Source organism: Streptomyces gardneri (assembly GCF_006539185.1).
In the GTDB taxonomy this organism is placed as follows: Bacteria; Actinomycetota; Actinomycetes; order Streptomycetales; family Streptomycetaceae; genus Streptomyces; species Streptomyces gardneri.
Genome location: NZ_BJMN01000059.1, coordinates 22,953 through 37,685 on the forward strand (window position 1 = coordinate 22,953; position 14,733 = coordinate 37,685).

Here is a 14,733-nt window from a genome sequence, read left to right on the forward strand (position 1 = left end):
CCCGCCGGGCGGGGCCGCGCGTATTAGATTCGTCTCATGGCGGAGACGAAGCGCGAGATCGAGCGGAAGTACGAAGCCACGAGCGGGACCCGGGTCCCGGACCTCACCCGGGTCCCCGGGATCGCGGCGGTCGCGGACCGGGGCGTCATGGAGCTCGACGCGGTCTACTACGACACCCCCGACCTCCGGCTCGCCGCCGACGGGGTCACCCTGCGGCGCCGCACCGGCGGGAGCGACGAGGGCTGGCACCTCAAGTTCCCCGTCGCCTCCGGCATCCGCGACGAGATCAGGGCCCCGCTGGCCGACACCCTCCCGGGTGAGCTGGCGGGGCTTCTGCGTTCCCGGGTCCGGGGCGGCGAGGTCGTCCCCGTCGTACGCCTCCGCTCCGCCCGTGACGTCCGCCACCTCCAGGCCGCCGACGGCACCCTCCTGGCCGAACTCTCCGTCGACACCGTCCACGCGGAACGGCTGCCCGGGGGAGCGGAGGCCGGCTGGACGGAGATCGAGGTCGAACTGGCCGACGACACAGCAGGCGCCGACGAGGCGCTCCTCGACGCGATCGGGAAACGCCTGCGCAAGGCCGGCATCCACCCCTCGTCCGCCCCCTCCAAACTGTCGAGGGCCCTGGCGGAGACGGCCCCGGGGCCCGAAGCGCATGCCCCGGGCCCCCGCACCGACCCCGGCACCGCCCCGGCCACCGGCACCGCCGGTCACGCCGTCCTCGCCTACCTACGCGAGCAGGCCGACGCGATCGTCGCACTCGACCCGGCCGTCCGGCGGGACCTGCCCGACGCCGTGCACCAGCTGCGGGTCGCGTGCCGCCGGATGCGCAGCGCCTTCAAGACGTACCGGAAGGTCCTCGACAGGGACGTCACCGACCCGGTCGGCGCGGAGCTGAAGTGGCTGGCCGGCGAGCTCGGCGTGGCCCGCGACCAGGAGGTGCTGACCGAGCGGCTGCGCGGCCGGATCGACGCGCTGCCCCGGACCCTGCGCCTCGGCCCGGTCCGCGGCCGGCTGCGGAGCTGGTCCGCGGCCCGCGCCCGGAGCGGTCGCCGCCGCGCCCTCGCCGCGCTGGAGTCGCCCCGCTACCTCGCCCTGCTCGACACCCTCGACGAGCTGCTCGCCGACCCGCCCCTGCGCGGACCCGCCGCCCGTGACGCCCGCACGGTGCTCGCCCACGCCGTCCTCAAGGACCACGACCGCCTCACCGCCCGCGTCGACCGGGCCCTCGCCCTCGATCCCGGCCGGGACCTCGACGTGGCCCTCCACGAGGCCCGCAAGGCCGCCAAGCGCGCGCGGTACGCGGCCGACGCCGCCACCCCCACCCTCGGGAAGCCCGCACGGAAGTTCGCCAAGCGTGTGAAGTCCGTCCAGTCCCTCCTGGGCGAACACCAGGACGGCGTCGTCGCCCGCGAGGCCCTGCGGGAGCTCGCGGACCAGGCCCAGACGGCCGGGGAATCCGCCTTCACCTGGGGACTTCTCCACGGCCGCGAGGAGGCGGCGGCGGCCGCCGTGGAAGGCGAGCTCCCCGGTGCCTGGGCCAAGGCGTCGGCCCCGGGAATCCGCGCGGCGCTGACCCGCTGAGCACCGGGGTACGCTTGAGAGTCGCCCCCCTGCCAGCTCACGAAGGTTCGAGATGTCTGCTGCCGAGTCTGTCTTCCCGCAGCTCGAAGCTCTGCTCCCGCACGTGCAGAAGCCGATTCAGTACGTCGGTGGAGAGCTGAACTCCACGGTGAAGCCGTGGGAGTCCGCCGATGTCCGCTGGGCGCTGATGTACCCGGACGCGTACGAGGTCGGTCTGCCCAACCAGGGCGTCATGATCCTGTACGAGGTGCTCAACGAGCGCGAACGTGTCCTCGCCGAGCGCACGTACAGCGTGTGGCCGGACCTCGAAGAGCTCATGCGCGAGCACAAGGTCCCGCAGTTCACGGTCGACTCCCACCGTCCCGTCGGCGCCTTCGACGTCTTCGGCCTGAGCTTCTCCACGGAGCTCGGCTACACGAACATGCTGACCGCCCTCGACCTCGCCGGCATCCCGCTGGAGTCGAAGGACCGGACCGTCGACCACCCGATCGTGCTCGCCGGCGGCCACGCCGCCTTCAACCCCGAGCCGATCGCGGACTTCATCGACGCGGCGATCATCGGCGACGGCGAGCAGGCCGTCCTCGACATGACCGAGATCATCCGCGCCTGGAAGGCCGAGGGCAGGCCGGGCGGCCGCGAGGAGGTCCTCCTCCGTCTCGCGAAGACCGGCGCGGTCTACATCCCGGCGTTCTACGACGTCGAGTACCTGCCGGACGGCCGTATCGGCCGTGTCGTGCCCAACAGGTCCGGTGTGCCGTGGCGCGTCTCCAAGCACACCGTCATGGACCTCGACGAGTGGCCGTACCCCAAGCAGCCCCTCGTCCCGCTCGCGGAGACCGTCCACGAGCGCATGTCCGTCGAGATCTTCCGCGGCTGCACCCGCGGCTGCCGTTTCTGCCAGGCCGGCATGATCACGCGCCCCGTGCGGGAGCGAAGCATCACCGGCATCGGCGAGATGGTCGAGAAGGGCCTCAAGGCGACGGGCTTCGAGGAGGTCGGCCTTCTCTCGCTGTCCTCCGCCGACCACACCGAGATCGGTGACATCGCGAAGGGCCTCGCCGACCGGTACACGGAGGACAAGGTCGGTCTGTCCCTCCCGTCGACCCGGGTGGACGCCTTCAACGTCGACCTGGCCAACGAGCTCACGAGGAACGGCCGCCGTTCCGGCCTCACCTTCGCCCCCGAGGGCGGCTCCGAGCGCATGCGCAAGGTCATCAACAAGATGGTCTCGGAGGAGGACCTGATCCGGACCGTCTCCACCGCGTACGGCAACGGCTGGCGCCAGGTGAAGCTGTACTTCATGTGCGGCCTGCCGACGGAGACCGACGAGGACGTCCTCCAGATCGGCGACATGGCCGTCAAGGTCATCGCCGAGGGCCGCCAGGTCTCCGGCCAGAACGACATCCGCTGCACCGTCTCCATCGGCGGTTTCGTCCCGAAGCCGCACACGCCGTTCCAGTGGGCGCCGCAGCTGTCGGCCGAAGAGACGGACGCGCGGCTCGCGAAGCTCCGCGACAAGATCCGCGGCGACAAGAAGTACGGCCGCTCGATCGGCTTCCGCTACCACGACGGCAAGCCCGGCATCGTCGAGGGCCTCCTGTCGCGCGGCGACCGCCGCATCGGCTCGGTCATCCGCGCGGTGTACGAGGACGGCGGCCGCTTCGACGGCTGGCGCGAGCACTTCTCGTACGACCGCTGGATGGCGTGCGCCGAGAAGACGCTGCCCGGCTTCGGCGTGGACGTCGCCTGGTACACGACCCGCGAGCGCACCTACGAGGAGGTCCTGCCCTGGGACCACCTGGACTCCGGTCTCGACAAGGACTGGCTCTGGGAGGACTGGCAGGACGCCCTCGACGAGACCGAGGTCGAGGACTGCCGCTGGACGCCGTGCTTCGACTGCGGTGTCTGCCCCGCGATGCAGACCGAGATCCAGGTCGGCCCGACGGGCAAGAAGCTGCTGCCGCTGTCGGTCGTGAAGTAGCACGCGGCAGGCACAGGAAGAACGGGCGAGGGCCCGGTCGCGGATTCCCGCGGCCGGGCCCTCGCCCGTTCCCGCACACCGGTGACGAAGCCGGATCCGAGGCCGGATCCGAGGCCGGATCCGAGGCCGGATACGAAGAGGCGCCCGGAGCATCACGCTCCGGGCGCCTCCTCGTCACACGTGATGCCTAGTGGTCGGAGCCCGCCGCGGTGAGCTCGTCCTGGTCCGCCGCCCGGGGGCGGGGCGCCCCGAGGCCCTCGGCCGCGCGCGGCGACGGGGCCGGACGGCGCTCGGCCACGGGGACGACGGGCGGCCGGAGCGCCTCCTCGCCGAGGAAGACCCGCCGGGCGACCCGCTCGGCCGCGAAACCGTCGTCCCAGGCGCAGAACCGCTCCCGGAAGGCCTGGCGCAGCGTGGCCGCGTGTTCGCCGTCCCAGGCGCCGCTGCGGAACGCCTCGATCAGCTCGTCCTCGGTGGTCGTGAGCACGCCGGGGGACTCGCCGGGCTCGCCGGAGAGCAGGTCGAAGGTGACGCCGCGGCAGGTCCGGTAGGCCTCCCAGTCGTCGGCGTAGGTGACGATCGGCCGGTCGAGGTTGGCGTAGTCGAACATGATCGACGAGTAGTCCGTGACCAGCGCGTCCGCCGCCAGGCAGAGCTCCTCGACGGACGGGTGCCGCGACACGTCGACGAGCGCGCCCCGCTCGGCGAGCGAGTTCAGCTCCGGGTCGCTGCCGTAGAAGTAGTGGGCGCGGACCAACAGGACGAAGTCCGGGCCGAGTTCGCGGGCGAAGCGGGCGAGGTCCAGCCGGGAGACGAAGGCGTCCTTCTGGTGGTCGCGCACGGTGGGGGCGTACAGGATCGCCGTCTTGTCGTGCGCGATGCCGAGCTCGGCGCGGATCCGGCGGACGTCCGCGGCGGTGGCGCGGTAGTAGACGTCGTTGCGGGGGTAACCGGTGTTCAGGGTGCGGAAGTCGGCCGGGTAGACCCGCTCCCAGTTCTCGGTGGAGTGCTGGTTCGACGAGACGCTCCAGTCCCAGCGGTCGACGCGCTCCAGCAGCTTCTCGAAGTCCATGCTGCGGGAGACGGCCGGGTAGAACTGCTGGTCGAGGCCCATCCGCTTGAGCGGGGTGCCGTGGTGCGTCTGCAGGTGGATCTGACCGGGGCGCTTGATCACGGCGTCCGGGAAGTTGACGTTGTTGACCAGGTACTTGGCCCTGGCCAGCGCCTTCCAGTAGCCGAAGGTGGCCGGGGCGATCCGCTTGATCCCGGGCTGCAGGCTGCCGGCGTACTCCTGGTTCACGACCCACACGCCGCGGACGCCGGGCGCGACCCGCTTGGCCGCCTCGTGCACGGCGAGCGGGTTGCAGCCGGGGGTGCGGCCCCAGTACGCCGAGTACACGGCGAGGTTGTCGTCCACGGGGAGGCGGCGCTGCACGGCGTAGTAGGCGCGCAGGGCCTTGCGGCCGCCCCAGCGCTTGGACCGGCCGAGGGAGCGGATGCTCGCCTCGCGGGTGCCGTTGACGGCCTTGAGGCCTTCGAAGCCGGTGTACGAACCGCTCTTCAGCACCTTGAACTTGAGGCCGAGGATGCCGGGCGGCGGCGTGTAGCCCGCCGGTTCGAGGTCGCGGTAGACCTTGGAGGCCTGCTTCAGGTACGCGCGACGGTGGCCCTTGGGTATTCGGAAGTCCCGGGCGAAGGTGAACAGGAAGTGGGAGATCATCCGCGTGAAGACGGTGCTGCGGTACTCGTCGATGCCGGGGCGGCCGGCGAGGCCGTCGAGGTACGCGAAGACCCTGCGGTACTGCTCGAAGATCACGAAGTGCTTGCGCGGGGTGCTGCTGCGCATCGAGCTGCCGACGCGGCGCTGGCGGTACTCGACGACCACGTACTCCAGGCCCGCGACGCGCTGGGCCGCGGCCATGGACGTGTAGACCATGAGCGCGTCCTCGTACAGGCCGTCGGTGAAGGCGTAGCCCTCGCCGGTGAAGAAGTCCCGGCGGTAGACGCGGTTCCAGACCACGGCGAAGATCCGCAGCAGTTCGAGGCGGTCGGCGGGGCGGATGACCTGGTCGCGGATGCCGGCCAGGTACGGGCCGGAGTTGCTGGGCTCGACGGTGCCGTCCACGTGGGTGCGGACGTGGTCGAAGAGCAGGACCTCGGGGTCCTCGGCCTCGGCGAGCCGGTCGGCCATGGCCTGCAGGGAGCCGGGGCGGATCGAGTCGTCGCCGTCGATGAAGAGCAGGTAGTCGCCGCGGGCGTGCTCGACGCCGGTGTTGCGGGCGGCGCCTATGCCGCCGTTCTCGGCGCGGTGGACGGGGCGCACGCGGGGGTCGCGCGCGGCGAGTTCGTCGATGATGGCGCCACTGCCGTCGAGGGAGCAGTCGTCGACCGCGATGATCTCGAAATCGGGGTAACTCTGCGTAGTCACCGATTCGATGCACTCGCGGATGTAGCCCTCGACCCCGTACACCGGGACGATCACGCTGAATCGGGGGTTAGCTGCAGCCGGCATGGCTTGTGTCTCCTCAGTCGAACCGCTCCAACGCAGTATGCCGGAGGCCTTCCGCACCGCGGAAACCGCAGGCGCTCGCGCGCGCGATGAACGGGCCGTTCCCTGCGGGTGAGGAAGGGGCCAATGAGGGGAGAACGCCGGAATTGCGGATCGTCTATTCTGGAGTGCTGCGGCGGTCGGGGGCCGCCGCATCGTCATGCACGCAGATGGACCGGTGAAGAATGTCCCGAGTGGCCCTGGTGGTCCACGTACGTCACGCGCGCTCCCGCATGCCGGGGCGCGCGGAAACGGTCCTGCGCTCTTCTGTGTCTCTGGTCACGACTCCCCCCGTCACGGGGCGGGACAAGGTTCGCTTCTCTCCGGGGTGGGCCGGCGGCCGGCAGCTAAGCTGCGGACCGGGTACCGGGACAAGTACTGCAGTTCGACGGCGGGTGTGCGGCCCAGCACGTCGCCCGGCGGGTCTTTCTCGGAGGGTGGAGACGCCTCCCGACAATCCGCTGGAAAACCCCTAGCACGCCCCGTCACCCCTCAGGCGCTCGAGCTCGTCGAGCGGGTCTGAACCAGAAAGGAACGCAGAACTTCATGGCACCCCGGCTCAGCGTCATCGTCCCGATCTACAACGTGGCGGAGTACCTTCCAGCCTGCCTCAACTCCTTGGCCGTGCAGACCTTCCAGGACCTGGAAGTTCTCATGATCGACGACGGGTCCACCGACGACTCCAACGCCATCGCGGCGGAGTTCGCGGAGCAGGACGCCCGGTTCAAGCTGATACGCAAGGAGAACGCCGGCCTGGGTGCGGCCCGCAACACGGGACTCGACAGCCTCGCGCCGGAGAGCGAGTTCGTCACGTACGTCGACAGTGACGACATGATCCCGCCGGACGCCTTCCGGCTCATGATCGGCAGCCTGGACGAGACCGGCTCCTCCTTCGCCACGGGCAACGTGGAGCACATCAACTCCACCAGGATCTGGCAGTCCCCGATGCACCGGTTCCTGTCCCGGGGCGCGGTGAAGAAGACGCACGTCCGGAAGAACAAGAACCTCCTGACGGACCGCCTCGCCTGCAACAAGGTGTTCCGCCGTGACTTCTGGGAGCAGCACGGACTGCGCTTCCCCGAGGGCGTGCTGTACGAGGACACCCCGGTCATCGTGCCGGCGCAGTTCCTCGCCGAGTCCGTCGACATCATCAGCGAGCCCTGCTACTACTGGCGCCTGCGCGAGGGCGAGGCCAACCCCTCGATCACCCAGCGCCGCAACGAGCCCAAGGCGGCCCGCGACCGCGCCACCGGCTGCGAGCACGTCAGCCGCTTCCTGGCCGAGCAGAACAACCCCGCCGCCGAAGCGCTGAAGCTCGCGTACGACAAGACGGTCCTCACCGGCGACCTGCGCATCTTCCTCAACGTGATGCCCGACGGTGACGAGGAGTACCGCGCGGAGTTCATGCGCGTGGCGAACAAGTTCCTCGACCAGATCGACGTCAAGCTGATCAACACGCTGCCCACGGCGCTCCGCGTCAAGTGGCTGCTGGTCCGCAAGCACGCCGCGAACGAACTGGTCGACTTCATCGAGGCCGAGCGCCTCGGCGAGCCGGTCGGCCTCGACGGCGTCGTCCGCAAGTACGCGCGCTACTCCGCGCTGGAAGACCGCGGCGACCTCGTGCCCAAGAAGCTCCTGCGCGTCGACAAGGACCTCCAGCTCCGCTCCCCGCTGGACGAGCTGACCTGGGAGGACGGCAAGCTGAAGCTGTCCGGCCACGCGTGGATCGACCGCGTCGACCAGACGGGCAAGCGCAGCGTCGTCAAGCTGCTCCAGCTGAAGAAGGACGGCACCCAGCGCCGCGTCCTCGTCCCGCTGGGCAACATCTTCGCCCCCAAGGCCACCACCGCCTCCGGCCACAAGGGCCGCGGCCACAGCTTCGACTGGGCCGGCTGGGAGACCGTCATCGACCCCGCCCGGTTCCGCAAGGGCGGCAAGTGGCAGGAGGGCCTCTGGCACGTGGGCATGCGCGTCATGTCCGGCGGCCTCGTGCGCTCCCGCTCCGTGCACTCGTACGGCACGGACCGGCTGACCTACCCGCCGTACCAGTGGCTCGACGACGACTTCCGCATGGTCCCGGAGATCCGGCGCGCCGCGCTCAAGCTGCGCATCGAGAAGGTGCCGGTCGTCGTCACCGGCTTCAAGCCCGCCGGCGACGAGATCGTCGTCGAGGCCGTCTTCCGCGAGACCTTCGCGATGGGCACCGAGATCATCCTCCGGGTCGCCAACCAGAACAGCGGCGAGGTGCTCACCTACCCGGCCGAGGTCCTCGGCGTCAGCGGCGGGCACACCCGGCTGCAGATCAACGTCCCGCTGCGCGACATAGCCCTGCTGCCCGAGCACCAGGACAGCGCCGAGGCCGCGTCCGGCGGCGGTTCCGACGCCGCGAAGACGATGCGCCGCAACTGGAGCAGCCAGATCCGGGTGACGGAGCCCGGCCAGAAGCAGCGCTCCGTCAAGGTCGTCGTCCAGGACGGCGTGGCCGACCTCCAGGTCCGGCTGCCCGCCGAGTTCGGCGAGGAGGCCATGCAGAACGAGGTGGCCGTCCTCTCCGGAGCCAACGGCTACCTGAAGTTCTCCGGCCGCCCGCTGCGCGCCAGGATCACCGGCATCGCCTTCGCCGACGGCACGTTCCTCATCCGCGGCGCCGCTCCCGTGGAGCTGTCGGACCACCACCTGGTCATCAGCGCCAAGGGCCGCTTCGACGAGCGGAAGGTCCCGCTCAACGTCCTGCCGGACGGCTCCTTCGAGGCCTCCTTCCGCCCCGCCACCATGACGGGCACCAACAGCAGGCTGCCGCTCAAGGCCGGCCGCTGGGTGCTCCGCCTGGAGACCTCCGACGAGGAGCAGGAGCAGTCCCTGCCGCTCGTCGTCGACCGCCTCGCCGTGACCCAGTTCCCGCTGGAGGGCTCGCACAGCGGCCGCGACTACCGCATGGAGGTCCACTGGCAGGACCACCCGCAGCTCAACTGCCTGCCCGACCTCAACGACATGGAGCGCGGCGCCAACCGCCAGTACCAGCTGCGCACCGAGGTCTACGAGCGCGGCCGCGAGCTGCCGCTGCGCGACGAGGTCCTGTACATCAGCTACAACGGCAAGCAGTTCTCGGACAGCCCGCGCGCCGTCCACGAGGAACTGCTGCGCCGCGGCGCGGACGTGAAGCACCGCTGGCTGGTCCGCGACGGCCAGGTCGAGCTCCCGGACACCCTGGAAGCGGTCCGCTTCCAGGGCGCCGACTGGTACGACGCGCTGGCGCGCTCGCGCTACATCATCACCAACGCCCACCTCCCGCACTGGATCAAGCGGCGGCCGGGACAGGTGATCGTGCAGGCCTGGCACGGCACGATGCTCAAGAAGATCGGCCTCGACATCGAGGCGCCGAAGTTCGACCCGAACTACCACGAGCGCCTGGTCCAGGAGGCGGCGAACTGGAACATCCTCGTCTCGTCGAACCGGTTCAGCACGCCCATCCTCAAGCGGGCCATGGGCTACAACGGTCTGATCGCCGAGACGGGCTACCCGCGCAACGACTACCTGTACGCCGAGGACCGCGACGAGCGGGCCAAGGAGGTCAAGGCGCGCCTCGGACTGCCCGAGGGCAAGAAGGTCGTGCTGTACGCGCCGACCTGGCGCGACGACCTCTCCCACGCCCGCGGCCAGTTCAAGTTCGACCTCCGTGTCGACCTGGAGGACGCCCGCCGCCGCCTCGGGGACGACCACGTCTTCCTCGTCCGGCGCCACTCGAACATCGTGGACAGCATCCCCGGTGCCGGTAACGGCTTCGTCTTCGACGTCTCCGAGTACCCGGACATCGCGGACCTCTACCTGGCCGCCGACATCATGATCACGGACTACTCGTCGGTCATGTTCGACTACGCGCACCTGCGCAGGCCGATGCTGTTCTTCACGTACGACCTCGAGCACTACCGTGACCGGCTGCGCGGCTTCTACTTCGACTTCGAGCAGGACGCCCCGGGCCCGCTGGTCGAGACCTCGGACGACCTGATCCAGGCCATCCGGGAGATCGACGAGGTGGCGGTCGAGTACCAGGAGAAGTACGACGAGTTCCACCACCAGTTCTGCGACCTCGACGACGGCCACGCGGCCGGCCGGGTCGCCGACCTGATGTTCAAGATCGCCGAGGAGGGTGCGCCGCTGTAGGCGGTGCCCCCCCGGGCATACGGAAGAGCCCCGGTCCGCAGGTCTCCCTGCGGGCCGGGGCTCCGTCGTTCGGGCCGGGCCCGGTCGTGCGGACCGGGGCCCGGCTACCGCTCGCCGGTCACTTCTTGTCGATGATCTTCAGCGAGAGCTGGCCGTTGCTGGCGAAGTACGGGCGCAGCTCCTGGCGGCTGCCGGTGACGGCCGTGACGGCGGCGGAGGGGACGGCGGCCAGCCGGTTGCGCCAGCCGCTCTTCGGCTTGGTGTCCACGGCGGCCGCGACCGGGGCGCCGGACTGCGTCACCACCGGGTACGGGAACTGGAAGACGTCCATCGGGACGAGCACGTCGGTGGCCAGCTTGCAGACGCGGATCCGGGCGGACTCCTGGTCCGGCAGCAGCCAGAGATCCCAGACGTCCTCGCCGCCGGCCTCGTGGAGGCGGGCCGCGGCGGCGTTGTCCAGGGAGGCCGTGAAGCGTCCGTCGGTGCCGGGCTTCACCGGGAAGGTGAAGTTCCTGTCGGCCTCCTTGCGGTGGACGGCCTCGATCACGCTGTCCTTGCCGGGCTCGACGCCCCAGGCCGCCGCGTCGATGACGATCGAGGTGGCGCCGGCGTGCAGGGCCGCGACCTCGACGTGCTGGGCGCGCACCCGGCTCTGCACCCGCAGGGTGCCGTCGGTGTGGGCGTGCGGCAGCAGCACGGACAGGGCGGGGCCCTCGGTGCGGGGCAGCTTCAGCGACAGGATCTGGAGGGTGTCGCAGCCGGCCGACCGCAGCGGCAGGTCGAAGCCTGCGGCGCGGATCTCCAGCTGCCAGTCGCCCTCGACGAGCTTACCGAGCGCGGGGACCAGCGCCTCGTCGCCGACGAAGGGGACGACGACCTCGTCGGCCTTCTTGCGGATGTCCTTGCAGACCAGCACGGCGTCGCTGCCGGCGGGCAGCCCGTCGATCCGCACCCGGACGTCGCCCTGCGGGGTGACCACGGCGGCGGCCGAGCGGGGGATGGCCCGGCGGGCCCGCATGGTCTCCACGAGCTGCTCGAAGCGGGCGGCGGTCTCGGCCTCCTGGAAGCGGACCACGTTGGCCACCGCGGCGGCGGCCATCTTCCGGCGCAGGTCCTCGTCGGAGATCAGCTTCTCGATGTGCTCGGCGAGCGCCTGCTTGTCGCCGAGCGGCACGACGTAGCCGTCCTCGCCCTGCTTGATGATGTTGCGCGGGCCGTGCGGGGCGTCGTAGCAGATCGCCGGCAGACCGGCCGCCATCGCCTCGACGGTGACGTTGCCGAAGGCCTCCAGGTGGGAGGGGAGGACGAACACGGACGCCTTGGCGAACTCCGGGGTGACCGGGGTGGCCGGGCCCATCAGGAAGATCTGGTTGTTGCTGTCCGTCTCGTCGATCTTCTTGCGCAGGTTGGCGCGCTCGGGGCCGGAGCCGTAGATCCGCAGGCTCCAGTCCGGGTGGCGCGGCGCCACGGTGGAGAAGGCCTCGATCAGATCGCCGAAGCCCTTGTGGGTCTTGAGCAGGCCCGCGGTGACGACGATCTTGTTGTCGCCGGTGGACATCTGGCCCTCGTGGGCCGGGATGCAGTTGGGCATCGGGGAGAGCAGGTGGCTCACGGCGGGGACGACCCCGGCGATGGTCCGGCACTCGTCCGGCGTCGGCGCGGTGATCGCGTCCATCTTCGGGTACGCGTCCCGGAAGAGGGCGTCCCGGATGTGCGGGCCGTACCGCGCGGGCCGCGAGTGCTCCATCGCGACCTTGAGGAAGTCGCGGTCCGAGTAGGCCAGCATGATGGTGATCTTGGGGTTGTTGCTGACCACGACGTCGGCGTCGGTCGTGGCCAGGTACTCCATCAGCCGCTTCTCGGCCAGCCGGCTGATCCAGGGCTTCTTGTCCGTGGGCTCGTTCGGGTAGATGTGCGGGAAGACCTCGATCGCCGGGTCGTCGCCGTCGTACGTGTGGGAGTGCTTCCGCATGTCGCTGAGAGCCAGGGTCTTCACCCGGGGGTCGAGCGGGAAGTACGCCTGGTCGCGGTTGCGGCGGAGGGAGACGAGCTCGACCTCGTGGTCATCCGCGAGCGCCTTCGCCAGGTTGTGGATGGCGCTGACCACGCCGCCGATGTGACAGCGGTCAACCAGCAGGAAGGATATTTTCATACCGAGCCTCAACGTGTCCTGGGTTAGGTGGGGGGATGCGCAACGTGTGTGGGGGAGCGGGCGTCGGCACCTAGGCTACGGGGCCGCCCAAGGAGGCGGTGCCGAACAGTCCGGATCCGGCTTCCGCGCTGAACCGGGAGCGGACCTTTTGCGTCTCCCGTGACATGTATCCGGAGAAAGCGGCCCCAGGCCCCGCGCCCGAAGGCTGTCTGACCGCGGCGATCAGGATCCCCGTACGGATCGTGGTGCTGGTCGTCGTCGTCCCCGTGCGCCTCGTCTGGGACGCGCTCGCCCTGTGCGGCGCCTTCCTGGGCCGCGTGCTGCTGCGCCCGCTCGGCCGGGCCTACGACTGGTTCCACGAGCACGTGCTCGCACCCGTGGGCCGCGCCGTCGCCCGAATGGCCGAAGCCCTCGCCACGGCGACATGGTGGCTGGTCAAGGCCGTCTTCTACTGGCCCTGGCTCGGCCTGTGGCGCTACGTCCTCGTACCCCTCGCCGTCCACCTCGTCGCCGCCCCGGCGGCCTGGCTGTACCGCGCCGTCCTGACACCGATAGGACACGGCCTCGCCCGTGCGACGGCCTGGGTGTACGCCCGGCTGATCGCACCGCTCGGCCGCGGCGCCGGCCTCGCGCTGTGGGCGGTGCTGGTGTGGCCGTGGACCGCCCTGTGGCGGTACGTGGTCGTGCCGCTCGCCTCGGGGGCGTACCGCTACGTCCTCACCCCGCTCGGCCACGGCCTCGCCTGGATCGGCAAGGGGCTCGCCACCGGCCTGACGTGGATCCTGAAGGGCCTCGCCGCCGGCCTGATGCGGCTCGGGAAGGTCCTCCTCGTCATCCCCGCCGTCTTCCTGTACCGCTGGGTGCTCACCCCCGTCGGACGGGTCCTCGCGGTGATCGGCCGCGAGATCGCCGCCGCCCTCGCCGTCTGCTGGCGCATCGCCGGGTACATCTCCCTGGCGGTCGGCCGCGCCCTCAAGTGGCTCGCGTGGAACCTGCTCGGCCGCCCCGTGAGCTGGTTCTACCGGAGCGTGGCCACTCCGGTCGGCCACTTCGTCCGCGACGCCGTGTGGCGGCCCGCGAAGAAGGCCGCCGTCGAGACCGGCCGAGCGGTCCGCGAAGCCCTCGCCTCGGCAGCGGAGACCGTGCGCCGGGCGCGCCGCGACGCGTGGCACGCTCTGGTCGGCGGGGAGCGGCGGCCCGAGCCTGTGAACGCTCCACAGGGTCAGGCGCGTAACCTGGGAGGTGCTGCACCACGACAGACCGTTCCCGGCATGGTGGCCGAGGCCGAGATCTCCCTGCACAAGCGGGGGTGAGCCGGCCGGGCCCCGAGGGAACCCCCGTACACCTGAGGGCGGCGCGCCCCCCGCGCCCGCCCCGCACCGAGGAGAAGAACCACTGGGCAAGCGACAGCCCGAAGGCCCGCCGCCCGCACCGGCGGTGCAGCGCATCCGACTGCGCTACACCAAGCGCGGCCGCCTCCGGTTCACCAGCCACCGTGACTTCCAGCGCGCCTTCGAGCGTGCGCTGCGCCGTGCCGAGGTGCCCATGGCGTACTCGGCCGGCTTCACCCCGCACCCCAAGGTGTCGTACGCCAACGCCGCCCCGACCGGTACGGGCTCCGAAGCCGAGTACCTGGAGATCGCGCTCACCCAGACGCGCGACCCGGAGACCCTGCGGGCCCTGCTCGACGAGTCCCTCCCCGCGGGCCTCGACATCACCGACGCCGTCGAGGCCCGGACCTCGGGTCTCGCCGACCGGCTCACCGCCTCCGTGTGGGAGCTGCGGCTCGAAGGCGTCACCGTCGAGGACGCGAAGAAGGCCGCCGACGCGTTTCTCGCGGCCGAGACCGTGGAAGTACAGCGCAAGACCAAGAACGGCATCCGCACCTTCGACGCCCGCTCCGCGGTCACCGAGCTGACGGTTTCCTCTCCCCAGGGCGATCCCCAGGGTGATAGGCCGCTGGACAGCGCCTGTGCGATACTGCGGCTGGTTGTTCGGCACGTGACACCTGCCGTACGACCCGACGACGTCCTGTCCGGTCTCCGAGCTGTGGCCGACCTGGCGCCGCCGGTCCCCGCTGCGGTGACCAGGCTGGCGCAGGGGCTCTTCGACGAGGAGTCCGGCACGGTGACCGACCCGCTCGCGCCCGACCGCGAGGCAGTCACGGCCGCTTCAACCACGGCCGCCGCGACCGCCTCAGCGACGGCGCCGGGTGCAGGTACCGCGTAGGGAGCGGTCGTTGTAGCGCCGCCCTGGTACTCGGGAGCCACCTGGGTCGGGCAGCGCACAGACCAGGAGACTTTCGCC

Annotated in this window: 7 protein-coding genes; 5 read left to right on the forward strand and 2 right to left on the reverse strand. The window is 70.8% G+C overall.

The window, feature by feature from the left end:
- Window positions 1-36: 36 nt before the first annotated feature.
- Both SGA01_RS35350 and SGA01_RS35355 read left to right on the forward strand, forming a co-directional pair.
- Entirely contained in the window at window positions 37-1,584 is a 1,548-nt protein-coding gene (locus SGA01_RS35350) for a CYTH and CHAD domain-containing protein (protein ID WP_141301963.1), read from the forward strand.
- Between the two features lie 52 nt (window positions 1,585-1,636).
- Entirely contained in the window at window positions 1,637-3,565 is a 1,929-nt protein-coding gene (locus tag SGA01_RS35355) for a TIGR03960 family B12-binding radical SAM protein (RefSeq protein WP_141301965.1), read from the forward strand.
- 187 nt (window positions 3,566-3,752) lie between these two features.
- Here SGA01_RS35355 and SGA01_RS35360 read toward each other — a convergent pair whose 3' ends face one another.
- Window positions 3,753-6,275: a bifunctional glycosyltransferase/CDP-glycerol:glycerophosphate glycerophosphotransferase gene (locus SGA01_RS35360; protein WP_503827364.1), complete on the reverse strand. Its 2,523-nt coding sequence runs from the start codon at window positions 6,273-6,275 to the stop codon at window positions 3,753-3,755.
- A gap of 384 nt (window positions 6,276-6,659) precedes the next feature.
- Between SGA01_RS35360 and SGA01_RS35365 the strand changes: the two genes are divergently transcribed.
- Window positions 6,660-10,274 carry a bifunctional glycosyltransferase/CDP-glycerol:glycerophosphate glycerophosphotransferase gene (locus SGA01_RS35365; RefSeq protein ID WP_141301969.1) on the forward strand — a complete coding sequence of 1,205 codons (3,615 nt, stop codon included), beginning with the start codon at window positions 6,660-6,662 and terminating at the stop codon, window positions 10,272-10,274.
- Window positions 10,275-10,392: 118 nt separating this feature from the next.
- On the opposite strand, the gene SGA01_RS35370 is transcribed toward SGA01_RS35365, so the two are convergent.
- Entirely contained in the window at window positions 10,393-12,426 is a 2,034-nt protein-coding gene (locus SGA01_RS35370; protein WP_141301971.1) for a glycosyltransferase, read from the reverse strand.
- A 98-nt stretch (window positions 12,427-12,524) separates the two neighbouring features.
- Here SGA01_RS35370 and SGA01_RS35375 point away from each other — a divergent pair, with 98 nt between their 5' ends.
- Complete coding sequence (locus SGA01_RS35375) at window positions 12,525-13,739, forward strand: hypothetical protein (RefSeq protein WP_167534247.1); 1,215 nt, start codon at window positions 12,525-12,527, stop codon at window positions 13,737-13,739.
- Between the two features lie 124 nt (window positions 13,740-13,863).
- Window positions 13,864-14,655, forward strand: coding sequence for a TIGR03936 family radical SAM-associated protein (locus SGA01_RS35380; protein ID WP_141301975.1), 792 nt, complete (start codon window positions 13,864-13,866; stop codon window positions 14,653-14,655).
- Window positions 14,656-14,733 lie beyond the last annotated feature (78 nt).

What these genes read in the sequence shown, in the direction of transcription:
- SGA01_RS35360 (WP_503827364.1), bottom strand. Translation starts at nt 6,275, where the DNA reads ATGACGATGCGGCGGCCCCCGACCGCCGCAGCACTCCAGAATAGACGA.
- SGA01_RS35355 (WP_141301965.1), top strand. Translation starts at nt 1,637, where the DNA reads ATGTCTGCTGCCGAGTCTGTCTTCCCGCAGCTCGAAGCTCTGCTCCCG.
- SGA01_RS35350 (WP_141301963.1), top strand. Translation starts at nt 37, where the DNA reads ATGGCGGAGACGAAGCGCGAGATCGAGCGGAAGTACGAAGCCACGAGC.
- SGA01_RS35365 (WP_141301969.1), top strand. Translation starts at nt 6,660, where the DNA reads ATGGCACCCCGGCTCAGCGTCATCGTCCCGATCTACAACGTGGCGGAG.
- SGA01_RS35370 (WP_141301971.1), bottom strand. Translation starts at nt 12,426, where the DNA reads ATGAAAATATCCTTCCTGCTGGTTGACCGCTGTCACATCGGCGGCGTG.